Here is a 21,460-nt window from a genome sequence, read left to right on the forward strand (position 1 = left end):
ATTGTATAAGAAATTTATGAAGTTGAGCTGAAAAATGTGAACAAATTTGATCGATGTTAACGTTTTATCTTCCTTGCTATGGCAGGTATAAAAAAAGCCCCTGTTTAGGTTAAACAAGGGCTTTAATTTACGCTAATGTATTAGGTGTTAGCGCCGGAAGCTATTTCACTAAGTGGTCTAAATGCTCAGCAAATGCTTTTGGTCGCATAAAGCCTGTAACACGTAAGTCATCACGAATTACGCCATTCTCATCAAACATCAATAAGGTTGGCAAGCCAAGAATGTCGTAGTGCTCAAGTAGCTCGATATCAATATCGTCGTTTTTGGTGACATCTGCTTGCAGCAATACCATTTTATCCATGCGCTCTAAAACCTGAGCATCTTTAAAGGTTATCGCTTCAAACTCTTTACAGGCTACACACCAGTCAGCGTAGAAATCGACCATCACTGTTTTGCCTTCAGCGGTTGCTGCGGCGATTTCAGTTTTTAAATCATCAAGTGACTTAATGCGGGTGAAACCGTGGTTTTCTGCAGCGCTGTTAGTCGCAACAGTAGTGTGAGTATTAAAGCCAAGTTTCGTCATTACTGCCTGCATGCCGTAAGAGAAGCTTGCAAGTAGCGCCAGCATCAGCAGCACTGAACGTACAGTTTGTTTCCAGCTAAACTCGGTAAGTTTGTTTTGATGCATCAAGTAACCGATCAACACAATACCCCAGATTGACCATAATAGATCTGAGATAAAGTCTGGCCAAATACGACCAATCATCACAATTGATACAGCGATCAATAGGAAGCCGAAAATAGTCTTGATGATATCCATCCAGCTGCCAGCTCTTGGTAATAGCTTACCACCTGATGTACCGATAATAAGTAAAGGCAGTCCCATCCCCATGCTGAGTACGTAAAGTGCTAAGAAGCCTTGCATTAGATCGCCTGTTTGCGCCACATAAATCAGTGCGCCAGACAGTGGTGCTGTAGTACACGGTGAGGCGACTAAGCCAGAGATTATGCCCATTACAAATACACCAATAACGTTGCCGCCTTTTTGGTTATTTGAGAATGCGTTCATCTTCTCTTGCCACTTAGATGGCAGTTTTAAGTCGTATAAGCCAAACATTGATAGACTTAATACAAAGAACAGAATTGCTAATACAATGAGTACCGCAGGGTGTTGTAGTGCAGCCTGATATTTCATACCCGCTGAGGCAACGATAAGTCCAACCAGAGAATAGGTAATAGCCATACCTTGCACGTACACCATAGAAAGTGTGAACGCTTTAGCGGTAGACAGTTTTTCGCCCTGACCGACAATAATACCTGAAAGGATTGGGTACATTGGGAAAACACAAGGCGTTAACGCTAAGCCTATACCCAGACCAAAGAAGATCACTAAGGTCCAAATGAGGCTGTCGCCAGATAGCATAGCGCTTAAGCTATCTTGTTGGGTAATTGGTGCGGCAGAAGTCTCTGCTTCAGTTGCAGCAGCTACATTGCTGCTTAGTGGCTTTTCGGTTTCAGTGAGTAAGCCATTATTTTGAGCGACTTCAGTTAGCTCTGCACTGCGCTTGGTTGGTGGGAAACACAGTTTGCCTTCAGCACAGCCCATAAAGGTGACATTGAGTTTGTCGCCCGTGCTAGCCTCTTTAATCGCAACAGGCATTTCAACAAAAGTGTAGTAAACCTCTTGCTCACCAAAATATTCGTCAGTATGCGATTTACCTTGCGGCAGCGATACTTCACCGATTACCGCTCCATCAGAGGTTTCAAACTTGAGTTTGTCACGATACATGTAGTAGCCGTCGGCAATGACCCAGCTGATTTTGACTTGGTCGCCTTGCTGCTTAAAGTCGAATACAAAGGCTTGGTCGACAGGCATGAGCTCAGGCTCGCCTTTTAAGAAATCAAATTTATTACTGCTAAAAATGCCATCAGCATGCGCCAACGGCGTAAGCAGTAGTAATGAGGCTAAAAACAGGTTAATAATTTTTTTCATGGCTGTGTGGTTTCTTTTATCCAATCAAAATAGGCTGGCAATCCTTGTGTTATTGGGATTGCTATTAGCTCGGGTACATCATAGGGATGCAGCTTAGAAAGAGTGTGCTCAATGGCACTGTAATGCTGCGCTAAGCATTTAATTTGCAAATTAAACTCTTGCTCTTCACACAACTCTCCTTGCCACTCATATACGGATGAAATCCCCTGCGAGATCTGTACGCAAGCAGCAAGTTTGCGCTTAACCAGTTCACGAGCGAGCTCTTTAGCTTTCTCGGCACTGGGGCAAGTTGTGATAACGAGTAAAAATTCGGTTTGCATTAAACTATTTCTATTGTCCAACAGATTAAAATTGTATTAAGCCAACGAGGTTAATATGGCCGATAATAAAGCTGAACAGTACTGTACGTGTTTTAAGTTAGCCTTGCATTAAGCTATGACTAAAATAGTGATGCCAGTAGTTTTTGCTTACAATTATGGGCATAAATGCAGTCTTAGTTAGCATTTATACTGTTTATTGCCAGTACGCTTTTAGCAATGGCTTGAAAATAGACCGAGTTACCCCAATTTAGTTTTCATAAGCAGCAAGAAATGTGAGGTCAGTGTGTTTTTTATTTTGTTATTAATCTTTGTTGTCGTTCCTGTTATGGAGCTTTCAGTACTGATCCGCGTGGGCGAAGTATTAGGCAGTTGGACAACTGTCGCCTTAGTGATTTTTACCGCTGTTGTAGGTGTCTCTTTGGTGAGAAGCCAAGGGATCAGCACTTTAATGCAAGTGCAGCAAAAGTTAGCCCGTGGTGAAGCGCCGGGACAAGAGATTGTTGAAGGTATGATGTTGGCCGTTGCTGGTTTACTCCTACTGATTCCTGGCTTTGTAACTGACTTTATTGGTTTGGTGTTGCTGACTCCATTTACGCGCATCCCAGTGGCCGGTTTTTTCTACAAGCGTATGCAATTAAAAGTGCAGGCTAACGGTGGCTTCCAGTCAGGTTTTGGCGGTGGTTTTGGGCCGGGAATGGGTCCACAAGGTCGTAATCCTTTTGAGCAGGGCGGCAATTCACCATTTGATCAAGGCAATACTTTTGATGGTGACTTTGAGCGCCGTCCAGATCCAAGTGACAAACGCCCAGAAAGCCATCAAGTCAAAGGCTCTACGATTGAAGGTGAAACGGTTTCCCATAAAGGTGATGACGAAACCAATAACGAGCGAACTAAGCGATAAACAATCGCAGCTTTAGTTCTCTTCAAGCTGCTTTGGATTGCGCGGATAAAATCTGTCTGCGCGTCGCTCAATTAAATTGAATTTTCGGGTGTTTTTGTATGGTAGCTTCATAAACCCCGAAACTCCTTTACCTTGGATTTTATCTACGTGGGATAAGATCCTATCTAGGCTTGCCCTAAACGCCGCTTGCTTTCTTGGGTTGAGCAACCGCAGGTAACTGTGGATTTTCATGTGATTAGGCAATACTTCAAAAATAATGCAGCCGGTATGGTGGATTTGGTTTATCCAACCTAGTTCAGTCATAATCTCTTTCGGCAGCTCAAGGTTTTCTTCAGGGTCGCGGCCATCTTCAAAGTAAGAATGTAGGCGTGACTTATCTTCAAGTGATGGCACATCGCCCACTTCAAAAGGTAATTGCTGATCACTTGCACAGGTAAAAGGCTGCGAGCTATCGCTGCGCTCGACATGCAGCGTATCGCGGGCGTTAAAGAAGCAGGCTTTAAATACTCCGATTCGGCGGATCCCTCGAGCCAAAGTGACCATGTTATTAACCGCAAGCGTTATGGCGTGTTTTTGCTCTGCCTTGTAAATCGCTAAGTTAGAGTCGATAAAGACTCCGGTTTCGCGCCAATGAATTGCCAAGCCACCCACAATTGCATATTGGCTTAAGCGCCCCACTGCAGCAATAAAGCCTTTTTCAGTATCACCCATGCCGGCCATAAAGTTGCGATAATATTTTTCGAGCTGCAGGTCGTCCATTTTGGCGATGGGATCGTCATGGTTATGCTCTTTTAAGAAGGCTTTGCGGGAGCTATAGCTTACGGTTTCTACTTCTTTATCTCTTGGTAGATGCCAAACAGGGATCTCGGGTACTAAGGGTAAACTGTTTATTTCAGGAAGATGTAATCGATGGCTATGAGCCATACTTTTTAAGAAGTAATCACCGGCTTTTTTTCGTTGTAGCGGATCATCACTTAACATGCCGTCTAAGGTACGTGCTAGTTCAACAGGCAAGCCAATACTGGTTGGGGGGATGACTTTGCTGCCAAAACGGCTAGCTTGACCTGACGCTAGTGCATACAAGGTAGCAGCGACACCTTGCTCATCAAATCGTGGGCTCGATAGCGCACCGTTGAGTTGCTCGTCACCAATAAAGTACACATCGCCCATTCTTGCATTGGTATGTTGTTGATCGCTTGACATTAAGTCCATCACATTACCGTTAACAGGGTTGCCTTCGGTATCACGCTGGGCAAACACGGCTGAGCCCCAATCGATTAGTGATAAGTGCTGATTTTTAACGTCATAAACTAAGTTTGAAGGCTTAATATCACCGTGGATTAATGGTCTGCCATTATGCAAATATTGTAATATGGCTGCGAGTTGCCGAGCAATATTCATTATCATTGCCACAGGAAGTGCACCGACTCTAACGCAAAGCTGCTCTAAGTCTTCCCCCGGGGCTCTTGCCATGACTAAAATGCCTTGCTTGCCTACATGCTCAAACTTGATGACTGGCGGTACATTAGGATGAATAACTTGTGACAGCATAAAGGCTTCTTCTTCAAGCCGATCTTGGATATGCTGTGGCAAAGTGAGGCGTGAGAACTTAAATACATGGGCCTCATCCTGTTGGTTCACTCCCGCAAACACAAAGCCATAAGCGCCTTTACCAATAAGCTCTAAATTCTTATATCCTAGTTTGCCTAGTTGCTGTTTACACAGACGGATCCAAGCCTTGTGTTTACGTGCGTCATTAGCGCCGAGCAAATAGATAGATTGCTCTTCAGAGATATAAAAGTGCTGTAGTTCAGGTGTTTGCAATAGTGTTCCCTCGGTTGCCAACTCCATTAAATCAATAACCTACATTAATGTCCAAAACTGTGTTTTTATCGGGTTATTTTCTCAATTGTAAAAAGCCTGTGTAGGTCACACCTAACCAATAATTTCGGATTAGATATTGATGTATATCAAATCTACCAGAATAAGAGAAAGGTAATCTTGAACTTGGGACTAGTATTTAGGATATGAGCCATTGAAAAGGCTTTCATATCAATCCAGAGGTGGCTTTATGTCAGGGTTAGACAAATCACAGTTAATTGCATTACTTGAGTATCCTAGGCGTCGTATTTTGCAGTCAATGGAATTGCGTTATTGCCCTCATGCAGGCTTTTATAATCCAACGGATATGGAATGTATTAATTGTCATCAAGGCATGGAATGCACTTGGATGAATCATAACGATGAAACCATAGCGGTAGAAAGAAAGACGGTGGAAGATTTAAAGCAGCAGTTATTGGTTGCGGTTGATTTTATTGATTCAAGCTTAACGCCGCATCATTTATCGCGTCGAAACTGTGAATGTGAAAACTGTATCTGGCTTCGAAAAGTGCAGCAAACACTTAACATGTAAGCTTGCTTTATTTATACCTAAGTTGTAGCTGGTTTTAGATACAGTTTAAATGTTTTGCTGTATTTGTATGACTTGGTATTACTCATGGTTGTTGACGACTTCTTAGTTATCTTTGAGTTTTTTTGCTTCTGTATGGCTCTGCATATAGAGTAACGGCCATAGTGGTATACCAAGTCTTGAAGCTTTGTTAAGTTGAGCTGTTAGCTTAGCAACAATCATTCGATGTTATTTTCAATGTATTCTGGTCTATGGCATACCTAAGTTTCTCTGTTATGGACATAGATTATGCAACCAAGTTTTTGGCATGAAAAATGGGATGCCCAGCAAATAGGCTTTCATTTAGATGCAGTAAATCCTCTTCTCGTAAAATATTGGCCGCAGTTACAACTCAATTCATCTTGCCAGGCATTTGTTCCTTTATGTGGCAAATCATTAGATATGTGTTTTTTGGCAGAGCAGGGCCATCAAGTACTAGGCTGTGAGCTCAATGAGTTAGCAGTGCAGCAGTTCTATCAAGAGAACCGTTTGCCACTAAAGGTTGAAACTATTGGCGAACATCAACGTTTTGCTACTGAACAAGTAACCATTTATCAAGGTGATATCTTTACTTTCTCGGCTTCAGAGATGCTACAAACAAGTGCATTTTACGATCGAGCCGCTCTGATTGCTTGGCCTGAAGAGATGCGCTTAGCTTATGCCAAGCAATTGGCTAAATTAATTCCTGCTGGCAGCGTTGGTTTGCTGATTACTTTGGATTACCCACAAGCTGAGTTAAATGGTCCGCCGTTTGCGGTATCTGATGATTGGGTTAATGCAAATCTTAGTGATGACTTTGAGATTGAATGCCTAGCGAGTGAAGACGTACTTGCTGAAAATCCACGCTTTGTGAAAAAGCAGGTGTCATGGCTGACAGAAAGTGTTTATAAGTTAATTCGAAAAGGTTGAAAAGAAGGTTCTAGGTCTTAGGAAAGGCAAAGACGGAAAAGCGCATAAAGCAGATACGGTAAAGTTAAGATGATAAAAGCTGAACGGCCTGCTGTCTAGGGAACGCTTCGCTCACGGATAACAGAACGCTGCGCTTACGGAAAAGAATCAAAGCTGGGGCTTCACTACTCAGTTGAGACAAATACAACTGGGTCACAGCGAGAGTGCAGGGCTAACTGGAAAAATTATAAGAGTTCGAAAATCTAGAGTCTTTAGATCCGTAATCAAAGCGTTTATCGGATCTAACCAGATCAAAAAAGCGACCTTAGGTCGCTTTTTTATGGCTTTAAATCGAGAGTCTACAGACTCAAACGATTAGAAGTTGTAACGTACACCAACTGTGAATACGTTGTCATCTTCTAGATCTTTCTTAGCGCCGTCAGCGATTTTATGGTCGCCTGAGTACATAGCGTAGTGGCCATATACCATAGTTGATTTAGCAATCTTGTAATCAGCACCAACAGTGATAACTTGAACATCTACATCAGTACCAGCTTCGTCAGTTACATTTTTGTAGTACTTACCGAAACCAGCTTCATCTTTACCGTATTCAGCTTTTAAGTTAACGCCGTTTAGGTTGTAAACAACGTTTACGAAGTAAGAGTTACCTTCTTGATCAGATGTTTGGCTTTCGGTGTTTTGGAATATACCGCCTACTTTGAAGTCGCCTAACTTAACTTGAGCCACACCACGGTATGCATCGATACCATTGATAGTGTTGTAAGCGGCAGCTACATAGTAGTTTTGCGCTTTAAGTTTCTTGTCACCAATAGTTGCACTTAATGCATACTGTTGATCGTACGAAGTCTTGTTAGCTTCGTCAGTGTAGTTACCTTCCATTAGGTAAGTCGCGTTCAAAGTCACTAGGCCAGCGATTTTTGGAGAGTAATACCAGATACCATCGCCAACACGGTCTTGACCAGCAACTAAACGGTCGATATCGGCGTTAGTGTTACCAAAAACGTCAACGCCACCTTCAGTTTGCTTAAATACGTGATCGTTACGACCAACTAGTACAGTACCAGCGTTGGTCTTTAGACCTAGGAAAGTGTTACGAGTGGTGAACGTCTTGTTGCTGTTTGATGTGTTATCAACACCAAATTCCATTTGGTAAACGATGTCATAGCCATCAGCAATTTTCTCAGTACCTTTAACACCTAAGTGAGAGAAGTTGTTCTCAAAAATAGTGCCTTCTTTACCGTTTTGTGTCGTTGCACCTGTATCAGAGTGTGTAGCTGATAGGTCTAGACGACCGTAAAAGCCTGGACCATCGGCTAGCGCGCCGAAAGAAGCTAGGGTTAAAACTGATGCCACTGATGCAGAGATTAGTGTCTTTTTCATTTCATTTGCTCCCAGAACCTAAGTTCCTATTCGTTTCTTATGGTTTTTTACATAAACTTTTGTTTTTGTTACTTGCATCCAAGCTCATAACAATTGTGGGGCTAAATATTACAGTTTTATGGCATCAAGATTGTGGACTGGATCAAGTTTTTGGGGTTCAAGAGCAGAATTGATACTTTTTTGTGACCATAGGGGAACTTTGGCAGATTAATTAGGAATATCCATAAAAATAGCAACTTAAGACTATCTCTAAAGTAGTATTGATGCGGCTTGCCAATATAATAGCTATTACTTTTTAAGGACTTACTAAGGTTGCATTTATGTTGAATTTAGGTTTTCAGATGCGAACGTAAATTAACCAGCAGCATGTTGAAGGCAAAAAAGTTGGCAATAGGCTGTAAATGTTACTTTTATGTTGTTAGCCCTTTATTGGTCTAGGTTTACAAAAGCTGCTTAATAAATAGGCATTAAAAAAGGCAGCTAAGCTGCCCTTTTAGTTTTTAACGATGGATTATCGTTTTAGATCAGGTTAAAGATTGCTCTGTTAACAGGCTTAGAAATCGAAACGCATACCTACAGTTACGATGTCATCACTTAGATCTTGAGAAGCGCCACCTAACATCATATCGCCATCGTACTTAGTGTAGTGGCCGTATACTAAAGTGTTTTTACTTAGACGGTAATCAGCACCTAGACTGAACTGTTGTAGATCAACATCGCTTACTGTTTCAAGGCCGCCATCTACGCTACCAACATAACGGCTAACATATTTACCTAAACCTGAGTCATCGCTACCGTACATTGCTTTAAGTTTTAGATTACCCATAACGTAAGCAGCATTTACGAAGTAAGTGTCACCTTCTAAATTGGCATACTTGCTATCAACGTGTTCGCTGTTTTGGTAGAAACCACCAAGAATGACTTGGCCTAGTTTAACTTGAGCAACACCACGGTACGCTTTTACGTTGTCGATGCTGTCGTTATAAGCAGCAGAAACATAGTAATTTTGTGCTTTAAGTGCTTTATCACCAATAGTAGCACTTAGTGCATACATATTGTCTGCATCGATAACTTCGCCGTTTACTTTTTGCGCGTAGTTGTCGTCCATCAAATAAGTCGCATTAAGTGTGACTAGGTCGGCGATCTTTGGTGAGTAATATGTGAAGCCGTCTGCGCTGCGAGATTGACCAGCTGCTAGTAAATCGATATCTGAGTTGGTGTTGCCGAAAATATCGAAACCGCCTTCAGCTGCTTTAAATACAGTGTCGTTACGACCAACAAGGACGGTACCGGCTGTTGCTGATTTAAGGCCTAGAAAAGTGTTACGTGCTGAGAAAGTGTTACCTGAATTGTCGAAGTTGCTAACGCCAAACTCCATTTGGTAAACCACTTCAAGATCACTATTGATTGCCTCTGTGCCTTTAACACCTAACCAAGAGAAGTTGTTTTCAATGATGGTACCAGACTTTTGGTTTTGTGTTGCGATACCCATATCTGAGTTGGTGATCGCAAGATCTGCACGGCCATAGAAGCTTGGGCCATCAGCTAATGCAGTAAAAGAAGTGGCAGCTAGTGCTGAAACAATCGTGACAGACAGAACAGTTTTTTTCATTTTCATCTTCCTGTAGCGAAATCGCTATTTATAGTTGCAGGCTATCAATATTTGTTTGCCTGAAATGCAGGCTAACAAGCGTGAAGCTGTAATTGTCGGGCGAGATTCTGGCACGGAATATGAGATTTGGTTTGTGATCCACATCAAAACTCATGGAAGTTTCGTGATAGTGATTGTGTATTTTTACCGTTAATAAACAGTTGTTTGGATAAAAAATAACACTGGATACAAATCAGGTGTCTATTTGAGTTAGCTTTTCAATTGTTATTTACAAATGTGTTTTGCTGGTTGGTTATTTTTTTAGAGTTTTACTGCTGATTAAGATAAAATTAGCTCGGTTAATAGCTTTTAATCTCTGACACACTTTCTACATTGAGTATCATTTTGAATAATCACACATTGTCTGACGCTTACTTAAATCGTTTTGCGGGTATTGGTCGTTTATATGGCCAACAAGCTCTTAGTTACTTTGCCTCTGCCCATGTGGTGGTTGTAGGGATTGGCGGTGTAGGAACTTGGGTTGCTGAATCGTTAGTGCGCAGCGGAATAGGGCAAATTACTTTAATTGATTTAGATGATATTTGTGTGACTAATACCAACAGACAAGCTCACGCGCTCAAAGATACTATTGGCGAATCTAAAGTAGAAGTGATGGCGCAGCGCCTAAAGCAAATTAACCCTGAATGCATCGTTAATGAGGTTGAAGACTTTATTACACCTGAAAACTTGTCAGAGTATTTTCAAGGTAAAAAAGCTGGTGGCAACATAGATTACGTTGTTGACTGTATTGATGCAGTCAAAGCCAAAACTGCATTAATTGCCTGGTGTAAGCGTCAAAAACTGCCGATAGTTACCGTTGGCGGGGCTGGTGGGCAGATGGATCCGACTCAAGTGCAGGTTGCTGATTTGGCAAAAACTTACCAAGACCCGTTATTAGCAAAAGTGCGTAATATGCTAAGACGTGAATATAACTTTTCAAAAAATGTCGCTCGTCGCTTTGCTATTGAAGCTGTGTTCTCCACTGAGCAATTGGTCTACCCACAAGCAGATGGTAGTGTGTGTAATACCAAAGCTACCGCAGAAGGTAGTATGCGTATGGACTGTGCTTCAGGCTTTGGCGCTGTGACTGTGGTAACTGGTACATTTGGTTTTGTGGCAACCAGTAGGGTGTTAATCAAGTTAGCCGCAAAAGCGGCTGCAAAATAGTTTTGTTTAATCAGTTTTAATATTAGCGCCATAATGGCGCTTTTTTGTGCTTGTAACTTGATTTAAATACATTTTGTATCGCTATTGCCTTGTGAGAGTTGACTAATGCCAGAATCGATATTCTGGCATTATTATTGCTAATACCTAATTAGAAACAGATTTCTGACACTGGGTAAACTAGGTATGCAAAACGTAGCTTTCAAATTCACTTCTCTAAAAATGATGTCGGCTAAAAAATTCTTTTTTACAACAATGCTTTGGCTAGCTCTTTCCTGTGCTGCATTATTGTTTGCTCCTAAAGCACTGCTTACCTCACTCAGTTTAAATGAGTTTTCACAGCAATATGCGCACTTTATTGGTTTGGGCTTAATTATTGGTGCCGCTTATTTATTGACGCAAATACTAAGTTATTTCCTTGATGAAGCTATTAGCTATTTAAGTGATAAGCGTTCAGTTGAAATCATTGAAGAAAAAGTCAAATTATTGGATCCAACCGAAAGAGCATTACTGCGAGAGTTTTTCTTACAAGGAGAAACGATTTTAACTTTGCCTGAGCAAGAGTTGGCGGTGAAGAGTTTATTAAAAGCTGGCATTTTAGAATGCATAGGTAATCAAAAGCATTATGCAATCCAGGCGTCGACGGCAGATTTTAAGATCTCAATGCGTGCTCGTGTTCATCTTAATCGTCAAGTGTTGCGTTTCCCGGTAGGTGAGCCGAGTGCTGAAGAGATGAAGAATTTAATTAAAGCGCGTCCGCACTTTGTGCACAGCTTTGCTGCGCCACGAAAGCAAGCTGCTTAATCTTACTTTGCTATTTATAAATCGCAGACAAAAAAATGGGGGCGAAAGCCCCCTGCATTAGAAAGAATTACTCAAGATCAATTCTCGGGATCCGCAGACTTGGTATAGAACATCCACATCAGATATGAAATGATGCCAATAGTACTAAAGATAACGATCATCGAAAGCAAACCTATTGGGTTGCCAAACATCAAATCTAACCAGAATGCCATTTGCGAAATCCTCTTTCTTTTTAATTCCTAATCACAATACGCTGTAGGTGCTGATTGTTTTTTGATCTGGGTCAAAAACGCTTTGAGTTATTAATTAAATGGGTGTTAGTTGTTAAGTAATATGGTGTTGATCACGTTTCGCTAATTTTTGATAAGCTGATAAGATTTGCTAACTCGGTTAGCTTGTATGGAATGTGAGCGCACACTGACCGTTGAGCCTGAAAAATGCTCAGTTGAGTTAAAACACTCAGTAAAGTGCTTGCCATTCGTTTCTCTGTAGGTATAATTCCGTTCACTTACTGAGGTCGAGCAGATTTAAGTAAGTGTTATTGATAATGCCTGAGTGGTGGAATTGGTAGACACGTCGGATTCAAAATCCGATTTCGAAAGAAGTGACGGTTCAAGTCCGTCCTCAGGTACCATTATCAACAAAGCAACCTGCCATCGAGCAGGTTTTTTTATGCCTGTAATTTGGCTATTAATAATATTTAACGAATCGCCTATTCGACATTTAATGACTAGAACTTTCTAAAGGATGCAATAGGACGAATATTTCTGAGTGAGTTCTTTTCGTTGGCTGCTGGCAAAGTTTTTGCTGAATATTAAAAGGCTAGACAGCATGCCTAGCCATGATTTCGATAAGGTTAAAGTATTATACCGACCACTCAAATGGATCATAGTTAGCTAAGACTTTAGCGTAGCTTTCTTTAAGATGTATTGTCGAAAAATAGTATCCTGTTCCATTCTCACTACGTTGATAGTTGATGTCAGCAAATTCAGGGATAGCCATAAATTGTTGAGGCAGGATATCTAGATCAGCTTGAGCAAGGTTATATGGAGCGTGAATGAAATTATCTTCAGGCACCAGCTCTCCTAGCGCTGAATAGCGTCTAATATAATCCGCCATTGTTGCACTAATTTTATCTTCATTTACCCCCAACCATTGCTTAGCATAGCTCTCTACAATGTACCGATCTGAATAAAAGTAGCTGTCGATATCGCCATGTATCAGCATAATATCTTGATATTTTGCTTCTTCGATAAGTTTTAAGTGTTCTGAGTTAACATCATTGATTTCCAACTCTAAGCCTGCAACTGCAATTAATTGGTTGGCCGTCGTTAGACGGCCGTGTTGGCTAAATAAACGGATAAACTCCACCAAAGGTTCCATATGTTTAGGCCGGTAGTAAGCCAAGGCTTTCTAGTTTGTCTGCAACATAACCAAGCTTGAACTTTTCAAGTGTTGCGCGAGTAGGAGTTCCTGTTGCTTGATCCCAGCCCATCTCTGTATAGAAAAGATCTAGACCTAGTTGCATGTCTTCTCGGCCCATCTTAATTGTGCCCTCATCTCCAAATACTTTATCAGGATCAAGATCATAGACCCACTCAGTTAATACGTCGTGTTTATTGCGTTGGTCAATTTCTTGCATTTGTAGCACTGAAAGAGCCCTATGAAGTTGCAGAATACCCTCAGCTTTATCATCCAACTCTTGTTCACTAGTTTGTATTCCAGTTACTAGACTAAACATTTGTGATTCGATTGAACTATCACCTTGGTAGTCTTTTTTTACGTCGGGCGAAACAATAAGTGGGAACATCCAATTGCATAAAGTTAGTGAGTCATGCAGTACGTTTTTCACTAAGCACCATTTTGCAAATTTGGCTTTTGGCACATTCATTGGTTTATAGTGTTTGACTGGATCAAATGCACCAGCTCCCCACATCTTGTCTGCCACCTCTGCAATCTTCCCGTAAGGCAAACCGCAGTTAACCAGGTTGATGTGAGAGTGGCATTGTGGGTCTCGGTTAAATACAGTGTTTAGCAATGCACCTACTTGCCCAGCTGTTTCACTGGCGTGATGCGTTCCTCCAACCATTGAACGGTTGAATACTTTTACACCTTTATCCAGAAACACACTGTAATTCTTACCAGTTAGCCCATAAGGTGCATCACCTTCTAGATTAAATATTAGGCCTGCCATGCGCGGTGTTTCAATTCCATCAAGAATATCTTGGATATTGTAGAGTTCGCCTTCTTCATTGATAAACTCATGTAAGCCTTTACCTAAAAATCGGCCTAAGACGTTTGAACCTTTATATTGCTTCCCTAAAGCTAAGCGTGTGTAAAAGTCCTCCATGAAGTGCGCATCAAGATCTTTTTGCTGTTGCCAATTAATGGCTGCAAACTCTTCAGCTGGTAATAATTGCTTCCAAAAATCACGCGTAATAAATTCACGCATAACATGTGATAGCTGTCCGTACGCACTCCATACACCATAATTATCCATGTAATAAGCGCCAACAGTTTGAATATCTGTTCGCTTTTCAGAGTTTGCAGGCAATCCCATTACATACCAAGGATCTAAGAAGCCCATACAAGTATTTGAAATATTATCAGTAGGTAATTTATATTCGGTCTTCATTTTTGGGTTTTTAACTTCGCAGAAGCAGCGTATAGGGCAGGAGTGACAACCGCCAGGTCGTTTGAATACTCTATTGGCTTCTTCACGACCAAAATACATCTCAGCCATAGAAGTGCGCATACCAACTTTTTGACGATCATCCCAAGGGGTTTCGCCTACATCTACAGGGTTGTCTGCTGCTCCCCATTTGACTCCAGGCCCACCTCTCCAGCGACTTATACTAGAACTATATTCTGCCCAGGTTTGCGGTTGATGCGGCACGACACCTTGGTTATTTGCACCAATAATACCTAGAATGTGATCATCTAACTTTCTTAATTGTTCATTATTAGCCACGACATCAACGACGCCAGTACCAATAATTCCAATAGCTTTAAGTTGTTTAGAGCCTAGAACTGCACCATGACCACCCGCAGAATGGCCACCCTGAGTTTGAATTGTGGACTGAGACACAAGGTTCTCACCAGCAGGTCCAATTGCTGCTACTTGGGCTTGCTGACCCATCATTTTACTAACAGCGGCAAAGGTATCAAACATGCCCTTTCCCCATAATGAATCAGCTGGCTCTAGTGTGACTTTATCATCAATGATTTTTAACCAAACGGGCGATGAAGATTTACCTTCAATAATTATTGCATCATAGCCTGCATATTTCATTTCTGGAGAAAAGTGTCCGCCAAAATGACCATCTGTAATTAAATGATTTCTAATTACAGGGCTTCTAGAAGTAATAGTAGTTCTTGCCGAACATATTGCACCAGAACCACTTAATGGACCCGCTGAAATTACTAATCTATTTTCTTCATCTGTAGCGGTTATTCCGTCTTTATGGTTATCCCATAATACTTTGTATCCTATTCCCATTCCGCCTATATAATTGTGATAGGTGCTAGTTGGCTCTTTTTTTATAATATTGTTTGTGAGGTCGACACGTAAAACATGTCCAGCCCAACCACCAAATTCTTTATTCATATATAAGGTCCTATAAAATTATGGAATTCAAATAAATTAAATTAGAGTTAAATACTTTTCGTGATGCTCAACTTCAGCTATTGCTTCTTCCCATGTATAGAACTTAATTGCACCTGTTGGACAAACTTCAGCACAATTTGGCTTTCCTTCACAAAGGTCGCACTTTAAGGCTTTTCTAGTATATTTATCTATTGTAATTACTTGTTGTGGACAGTTTTCTGCGCAATAGCCACAACCAATGCAGAGCTCGTCGTCAACAATTCGGGCACCGGTTTTTTCATTGATATAAATAGCTTGTTGTGGGCAAGCTGCCATGCAGACATCACATTGCCTACAGGTCTCTGGAACTATAGTGCCATCTCCCTCTTCACCTCTTTGTTGGTGAAAGTTATCCTGTACTCCGTGGGGACCAAAATTCAGATTCTTGGCGACTTTAATCCTTGCTGTATTAGGACTTACCGCTGATATCCCATGACTCCAGCTACAAGCAATTTCACAGCGTCTGCAGCCAACGCAAAGTATTGGATCAACAACCATCAACCCACCAGGCAAAACTTCAATAGTTGTATTGTCATCATCGCTACTACAGCCTGTGAGAAAGCTAACTAATGATCCACAATAAACAGTTCCGACAGCAACTTTCGCTCCATTGGCAAGCAGTGCTCTCCTTGTAATCATTTTGATTTCCTCTTAGTAATATAGATATTAAAGTTTTTTATAATGATTATTTCTAAAAGGAGTATTTACTAACGAATAAATAAACAAATTGATTGTGGTCACAATTACCCAATTGGCGGTGTTTATATTTGAAATGTAGGTGTTTAATCACAGCTTTAGTTTTTCGATTTCTAGTAATTAGAATATTTTAGTTAGTTGCTATTGAAATTAATGTCTCATAATTTAGAGTTTTCTTGCTTTTGTTTTGCATTTTAATTTGTACGTTTAATTGAATTTGGTCACATAAATGCACTTGCTAATTTATTAATGTTGTTTTGGGTTTGTTGGTATGGTTTTTATTTATAAGCTAAATTTTTATTTGTTTTTATATTATCAATTTAATTGTAGAGTGAATTAGCATGAACAATATAAGTTTTACTACAAGTTGGGGCGCTTTACTGACATTTACTCCACCAATGACAGTTGATGAAGTGCGGTTACTAGGAATTGAATGTAAAGAATGGCAAGGGTATGCGGATCTAAGTCATAGCTCGGCAATTGAATTGGCACATAAGAGATCCATGCGTCTACCTACATCAGCAGAGTTGTTTGAACTTCATTTATGGCTTAATCAACAAAGTGATCATTGTTGGCCTCCTCATAATATTTATCGTTCTTCAACCAGCATTAGTGAGGGGGAGCATTACTCTGTGCGTTTAAAAAATGGTAAGTCTTACAGTATTAATGATAGCTACTATGGGTTTGTTTCTTGTGTTTACGACTCATAATCAAACTGAGGTATAACTATGAATGAGATTATTTTTGAAACAAGTTGGGGAGAAAAGCTTTGCTTCTCTCCGCTTATATCTAAAGCTATTGCGGACAAATTTGATATTGAATCTGAGGAATGGCAAGGCTTAGCGGATATGGAGTTTAATAGTGCTGCGAGTTTGGTTAGTCGATTAGGTAAACGTCTGCCTACCTCAACAGAATTGCATGAGTTACATCTTTGGCTTACGAAGACATCTGATCGTAGTTGGCCTATTGGTGTAAATGCTATTTGGTCTTCAACAAAATCTAGAAATGGTTGCCATTGCTCGGTATTACTCTTTAATGCAAATTGTGATGCTGATAATGATAGCCGTCATTGTTTTGTATCATGCGTTAGTACTATATGTGCTGAAGCTTAAGTTCCAGATTTTATTGGTTTTTCAGTGGAGGTTACTATCGATTAAGAGACTGTATAAAATTAGACCTAATTGATGTTCTTATCGGATACTAACAGGAGGACGAGTTAGTCTATATACTCTTTAAGCTTTGAATTGAATTAGGTTTATTGGGTAAAAAGTGAAGGCATATATAAGGGAATAAGGATTGTGCTAGCAGGTTTTGAGAGCCAATAGAATCTTCTAGAGGCTCAATATAGAATCTGTAAGGCGTTAGCTCTTTAAGATCTCTAACGGCAGTGCCAGCATTTGATCGCCAGAGGCTGCAAAGTACCAGATGATGCCTATCAGTGCGCCAACCGTTAAGAAGTACCAAATTGCCGAGAAGATCTGTCCATATCTATCCAATGGTAGCAGATGGCTTTGGTGACGGGTTTTCCATTCAAATACGATTTCTGCACTGCCAATTAATAGTAAGAAGCCGAGCAGGGCTAAACCAAGCGAGTAACTGATATAAACTCCAACCGCTGCACCTAAAATACATGCGATTAAGCCCATTACACTGTTCATTGAAAAACTGATGCTCTTTAAAATATGGCCACCATCAAGCGGTAATATCGGGAGCAGGTTGAATAGGTTTAGTAAGGCGTTAAAGGTGGCTAACCCCGCAAAGAAGATATTGCCCGTTACCCAGTAAGCGATAAGCGATGCTAGCGACATAAATAGGCCGAATGTTGGCCCCATGATAGAAATCACCACATCTTGCCAGCGAGTGTTAATTTTCTCATCACTGAGTGCAAGCCCGCCCATAAATGGGATGAGGTAAATACCTTTAGTCTTCATGCCAAAGTACTTCATTGCACGAATATGGCCGTATTCATGGAAAACCAGGCAAGCGATAAGTGCGAGTGCGAATTGAAATGAAAACAACCATGAGTAGGCTGCTACGCTAGCACCGGCTAAAAGGACTTTGATTACCTTGGCGCTTTTTAGCAGTTTAAAACCAAGTGATGCTAAGCCGATAACACTGAACTGTCTTTTTTCTGCAACCGCAACGGTTGGAGTTTGGCGTTCAATGTCTTTAGTTGTACGTTGGCCGCTTGTGATTACTTCATCGTCTTTGAGTAAACGGTAATCGATGACAAAAGGTTGCCACTGTAAGTCGGTTTCTAAGGTGATTTTTATCGTTGGAGTGACGATTGTCTCTGCAGGCTCAGTACCTTCAAGATTTGTATGAGTAGGTGCTTGCGTTGCCAGTTCAAAGGTATGGCTTTTTAGCCCTTCATTATCGGGGCTTGCTTGAATCACAGAGACTAAAGCATCGCCCCAAAATAGTTGTTGCCAGCCTGCAAGTGAGCCCTCAAGGCGCAGTGGTTTCCCTAGGCAATCGATTTTCAATAATTCCACGTTTTATCTCTAAAGCGAAAAGTCGCTTAATTATGCCGTGAATAGCCTGCGCATTGAAAGTCGAAAGCGTGTAAAAGGCCTATTGAGCCTAATGTAGTAACAAGAATTGACCACTAGTTGCTGTAATTGAAATAGATCTCTTGGTTTTTATTGTGGATATGGCAAGGGCCATGCTCTCTTTGTGTACGCTGAAAAACATTACCGATATGGATTTCGACATTAGAATAAACGTGTTTGAGTGCGTGGACACAATAGTTTTTATAGTAGTTGTCGACCTCAAGTTTTAGCGCGTCGTGCTCTAGTTCTTCTTGAGCTCTAATGGTTGCCATTCTGCGCTTTTCATCTAGCATTACGGTAACTTGCTCAACCATCATCGCATCTGCTTGCCATTGCTCTTTTGGTGGCAGTTTTCTTAATTGCGCTTCAATATTTAGCATGGCAACGACCATGGACTTAATACTCTGATCCAGTTGTTTGAGCTGTAACTTGAGCTCGCTGAGTTCCATGGCGCAAAACACTTCAGTTTTAGTATCTGCAGTAGCCCCAATTGCTACGGCTTGTATACCTTTATTGGCCTCTGCTTTACCACCGACGAGATCGCCACGCCGACCAGAAGAGTCGCTAACAATAAGCTGTTGCTGAGTTTGGCTATGGCTATGCAGCAGTTGCTTAGTGATCAGGATATTGGCCTGTGCCTGTAAACGAGAATATTGCACAAACTGCGCACTAATCTGCCCTTGAGCGACCAAAGTTGTTGATAGGCTGAGATCTTTTAACTGACGACCAATGACACCTTTACTGACGGTGATATCACCTTTTGCATGCAGTGCGGCTGAATCGACAAAGCCCATTACAGTAATGTCGCCCGTACTTTTGACGACCATACCTTCACATACATCGCCTGTAATTAAAATACTGCCTTTGAAATCGACGTTGCCATAGCCCACATCGACGTTTTTGATCTGAAGTACATCATCAACTTGCATGCCTGTTTTATTTTCAACAGGTTGGCCTGCTACAGTGGCAATAAGTTGATTAGGGTTTTTAGGGTTGAGTTCAGTGCCTGAACCTGCAGTGAGTTTAAGGTCTTTTCCGGGTTTAGCGGTTAGCTTTTCACCATGAACGTTGTAACCATCAGTCCCTGGTGTTGCCGGTGTTTTTTCAATTAATAAACTGCCGGGCTTGACCATTATCATTGCGCCAAGATTGCGCATATCAACAGTGCCATCACTGTTCGATTGTGGCTGTAACAAGCGCTCTCTTGCTAAAGATACTTTACGCTCTAACTTAGCCGCTATTCCGTTTATGGCTGCCCGGCCACTGGCAATAACGCCTGCGCAGCTTTTACCCGGAGCAAGTGTCGCCAACTCTGTTAGTAAGTTATCTATTTTAACTTTACTAAGCCCCATGCTAATTCTTTGCAGTTTAAGGTTCTGTAAGATATCTCTGATATCAATACTCTTACCGCCATAAGCGGCTGTAAGCTGCATACTGGCTTGCATTTTATCACTGCTGACCTCAAAGCTAATGGCTGCATCGCGTCTATCAGCAATTTCAAAAAACAGTTCTATATCGCCATCAGGTTGATGATTTAGTTGATTGACTTGAATGACGGCTTGAGTGATTTGAGCTTGAAGGGGGAAGAGGCAAGCAAAGTCTGGCAGGGTTAATAATTGCTGCAGATCTTGCTCTGAAATCGGCCCATGTGTATTAGGGATGATTTTCAATTCGGCTTTTTGTTGATCTTGACTTAGCTCTATGAGCCCCGGATGTAGCATTAAAGACCTCTATCACTTTTTATTATTTTCAGAGATTGCTAATCCAATATAACCATATAAAACGTGGGTAAAAAAGCTTAGAGAGCAAATTGTGTGAATCAAATAAAGCAAGCGATACTAGCAGCCTAAGTTGCTGATAGTGTGAACAACTAAGGCGCTAGATAATAAGGGCTGTGATTAAGCTTTAGTGTTGCTATAAATTTTGTATTTGTTGTTTTCTGCAGCAACATTAACTGAGCCGAAATATTCCGCTATGGTGTCTGAATATGGTAAGTGGCGATTGGCAACAATGTGAAATAAGCCGCCAGATTGCAAATTTTTAGCGCTGTCTTTAACAAAGGTGGTAGCGATGTTAGTGGTGCTTGCTAAGCCATCGTGAAACGGTGGATTTGAGATAATACCATCGTAGCGGTTATTGGTTTGTGCAAGTCCATCAGAGGCAAAAACCTTGGCGCTAAAACCATTCGCTGCAAGGGTTAACTCACAAGAAGCTAAAGCCATTGCATTAATATCAACACAATCTATTTTTAGCTCTGGTTGCACTTTTAATAATGCCGCGGCAATAACACCTGCGCCACAACCAAAGTCGAGCACTTTTCCGCGCATCTTAGGCAGGTTTTCAAGCAGTAATTGGGTGCCTTCATCAAGCTTTTTCTCACTAAATACACCGACTAGATTACAGATGGTAATTTGGCCTTGCGGCGTATCAAGTTGGTACTTACTTTGCCAGTCAGTAAGGGTTAACTTTGGTGCTTCGGCATTTAACTCACTTAAAAAAACCACACAATGGCGCGCGTTATCGGCTTTAAATGGCTTGTCAAAGTAGTTAGGGAGCTGTTTAGGCAGTGACTTGATGCCGCCTTTGTTTTCACCAACCACAATTAACTGACCTTGGGCTTTTAAATGTTTTGCTGCCAAGTTAAATAGGTAAGGTGCTAAAGCTTTAGCTTTAGGGAAATAAACAATAACCGTATCAAAGATATCGTCATTAGGTAGTTGATGACCAAAGTGCAAGGCTAAGTTTTTCGCTGCGTAAGGTAACATCATCAAGTGGTGGTGATAATCTAATGCTAACCCGCACACACTGCTAGCAGTGTTGAGAAGTTCTTTTGGTAGGTGGTCACTTTCATAGTTAATTACCAATACAGATTGGTCTTTAACGAGTTCACTATTTCTAAGAAGGACTTGCGAAGCGTTGGTAAGCATGAGTTTTCAAGGTCGAGGTTTAATTGGCTGCAATTATACCGTAACGGCTTTGGAATGCGAATTTGATA

19 protein-coding genes and 1 tRNA gene are annotated in these 21,460 nt (G+C 41.1%); 8 read left to right on the forward strand and 12 right to left on the reverse strand.

Going from position 1 to position 21,460, the window contains the following annotated elements:
• Window positions 1-160 precede the first annotated feature (160 nt).
• Both L2740_RS15425 and cutA read right to left on the reverse strand, forming a co-directional pair.
• On the reverse strand, window positions 161-1,993 hold the full coding sequence (locus L2740_RS15425; RefSeq protein WP_248951011.1) for a protein-disulfide reductase DsbD: 1,833 nt from the start codon (window positions 1,991-1,993) through the stop codon (window positions 161-163).
• On the reverse strand, window positions 1,990-2,313 hold the full coding sequence (gene cutA / locus L2740_RS15430; RefSeq protein ID WP_248951012.1) for a divalent-cation tolerance protein CutA: 324 nt from the start codon (window positions 2,311-2,313) through the stop codon (window positions 1,990-1,992). The genes L2740_RS15425 and cutA overlap by 4 nt, the downstream gene beginning before the upstream one ends.
• Window positions 2,314-2,596: 283 nt before the next feature.
• Between cutA and L2740_RS15435 the strand changes: the two genes are divergently transcribed.
• Window positions 2,597-3,214, forward strand: a complete 618-nt coding sequence (locus L2740_RS15435; RefSeq protein ID WP_248951013.1) for an FxsA family protein — start codon at window positions 2,597-2,599, stop codon at window positions 3,212-3,214.
• A 12-nt stretch (window positions 3,215-3,226) separates the two neighbouring features.
• Here the strand turns inward: L2740_RS15435 and L2740_RS15440 are convergent, their stop codons facing one another.
• A complete protein-coding gene (locus tag L2740_RS15440) occupies window positions 3,227-5,038 on the reverse strand; it encodes a protein kinase domain-containing protein (protein WP_248951079.1) in 1,812 nt (603 codons plus the stop codon).
• Window positions 5,039-5,285: 247 nt separating this feature from the next.
• Between L2740_RS15440 and L2740_RS15445 the strand changes: the two genes are divergently transcribed.
• Both L2740_RS15445 and L2740_RS15450 read left to right on the forward strand, forming a co-directional pair.
• Entirely contained in the window at window positions 5,286-5,627 is a 342-nt protein-coding gene (locus L2740_RS15445) for a hypothetical protein (protein WP_248951014.1), read from the forward strand.
• A gap of 285 nt (window positions 5,628-5,912) precedes the next feature.
• A complete protein-coding gene (locus L2740_RS15450) occupies window positions 5,913-6,572 on the forward strand; it encodes a thiopurine S-methyltransferase (protein ID WP_248951015.1) in 660 nt (219 codons plus the stop codon).
• A 354-nt stretch (window positions 6,573-6,926) separates the two neighbouring features.
• Here L2740_RS15450 and L2740_RS15455 read toward each other — a convergent pair whose 3' ends face one another.
• Window positions 6,927-7,952, reverse strand: coding sequence for a porin (locus L2740_RS15455; protein WP_248951016.1), 1,026 nt, complete (start codon window positions 7,950-7,952; stop codon window positions 6,927-6,929).
• Window positions 7,953-8,505: 553 nt separating this feature from the next.
• A complete protein-coding gene (locus tag L2740_RS15460; protein ID WP_248951017.1) occupies window positions 8,506-9,564 on the reverse strand; it encodes a porin in 1,059 nt (352 codons plus the stop codon).
• 384 nt (window positions 9,565-9,948) lie between these two features.
• Between L2740_RS15460 and tcdA the strand changes: the two genes are divergently transcribed.
• Both tcdA and L2740_RS15470 read left to right on the forward strand, forming a co-directional pair.
• Entirely contained in the window at window positions 9,949-10,770 is an 822-nt protein-coding gene (tcdA, locus tag L2740_RS15465) for a tRNA cyclic N6-threonylcarbamoyladenosine(37) synthase TcdA (RefSeq protein WP_248951018.1), read from the forward strand.
• A gap of 183 nt (window positions 10,771-10,953) precedes the next feature.
• Window positions 10,954-11,571: a superinfection exclusion B family protein gene (locus L2740_RS15470; protein ID WP_248951019.1), complete on the forward strand. Its 618-nt coding sequence runs from the start codon at window positions 10,954-10,956 to the stop codon at window positions 11,569-11,571.
• 77 nt (window positions 11,572-11,648) lie between these two features.
• On the opposite strand, the gene L2740_RS15475 is transcribed toward L2740_RS15470, so the two are convergent.
• A complete protein-coding gene (locus tag L2740_RS15475; RefSeq protein ID WP_012153859.1) occupies window positions 11,649-11,783 on the reverse strand; it encodes a DUF3149 domain-containing protein in 135 nt (44 codons plus the stop codon).
• Window positions 11,784-12,120: 337 nt separating this feature from the next.
• On the opposite strand from L2740_RS15475, the gene L2740_RS15480 reads away from it, so the two are divergent.
• Window positions 12,121-12,205: transfer RNA gene (locus L2740_RS15480), tRNA-Leu, on the forward strand.
• Window positions 12,206-12,435: 230 nt separating this feature from the next.
• On the opposite strand, the gene L2740_RS15485 is transcribed toward L2740_RS15480, so the two are convergent.
• Genes L2740_RS15485 through L2740_RS15495 form a run of 3 tightly spaced genes read right to left on the reverse strand, consistent with a single transcriptional unit; the run spans window position 12,436 to window position 15,856 of the window.
• Window positions 12,436-12,954: a hypothetical protein gene (locus L2740_RS15485; RefSeq protein WP_248951020.1), complete on the reverse strand. Its 519-nt coding sequence runs from the start codon at window positions 12,952-12,954 to the stop codon at window positions 12,436-12,438.
• A 4-nt stretch (window positions 12,955-12,958) separates the two neighbouring features.
• Window positions 12,959-15,178, reverse strand: coding sequence for an aldehyde ferredoxin oxidoreductase (locus L2740_RS15490; protein WP_248951021.1), 2,220 nt, complete (start codon window positions 15,176-15,178; stop codon window positions 12,959-12,961).
• Window positions 15,179-15,214: 36 nt separating this feature from the next.
• Complete coding sequence (locus tag L2740_RS15495; RefSeq protein ID WP_248951022.1) at window positions 15,215-15,856, reverse strand: 4Fe-4S dicluster domain-containing protein; 642 nt, start codon at window positions 15,854-15,856, stop codon at window positions 15,215-15,217.
• A gap of 398 nt (window positions 15,857-16,254) precedes the next feature.
• On the opposite strand from L2740_RS15495, the gene L2740_RS15500 reads away from it, so the two are divergent.
• Window positions 16,255-16,623, forward strand: coding sequence for a hypothetical protein (locus tag L2740_RS15500; protein ID WP_248951023.1), 369 nt, complete (start codon window positions 16,255-16,257; stop codon window positions 16,621-16,623).
• Window positions 16,624-16,641: 18 nt separating this feature from the next.
• Window positions 16,642-17,025, forward strand: coding sequence for a hypothetical protein (locus tag L2740_RS15505; protein ID WP_248951024.1), 384 nt, complete (start codon window positions 16,642-16,644; stop codon window positions 17,023-17,025).
• A gap of 249 nt (window positions 17,026-17,274) precedes the next feature.
• On the opposite strand, the gene L2740_RS15510 is transcribed toward L2740_RS15505, so the two are convergent.
• The 3 genes from L2740_RS15510 to L2740_RS15520 all read right to left on the reverse strand — a co-directional run bounded on the left by L2740_RS15510 (window position 17,275) and on the right by L2740_RS15520 (window position 21,392).
• Window positions 17,275-18,408, reverse strand: coding sequence for a site-2 protease family protein (locus L2740_RS15510; protein WP_248951025.1), 1,134 nt, complete (start codon window positions 18,406-18,408; stop codon window positions 17,275-17,277).
• A gap of 113 nt (window positions 18,409-18,521) precedes the next feature.
• Entirely contained in the window at window positions 18,522-20,186 is a 1,665-nt protein-coding gene (locus tag L2740_RS15515; protein WP_248951026.1) for a DUF342 domain-containing protein, read from the reverse strand.
• A gap of 177 nt (window positions 20,187-20,363) precedes the next feature.
• Window positions 20,364-21,392 (reverse strand): class I SAM-dependent methyltransferase, encoded by a 1,029-nt coding sequence (locus L2740_RS15520; RefSeq protein ID WP_248951027.1) that lies wholly within the window; start codon window positions 21,390-21,392, stop codon window positions 20,364-20,366.
• Window positions 21,393-21,460 lie beyond the last annotated feature (68 nt).

Origin of the sequence: Shewanella pneumatophori (genome assembly GCF_023283895.1) — a bacterium.
Taxonomy (GTDB): domain Bacteria; phylum Pseudomonadota; class Gammaproteobacteria; order Enterobacterales; family Shewanellaceae; genus Shewanella; species Shewanella pneumatophori.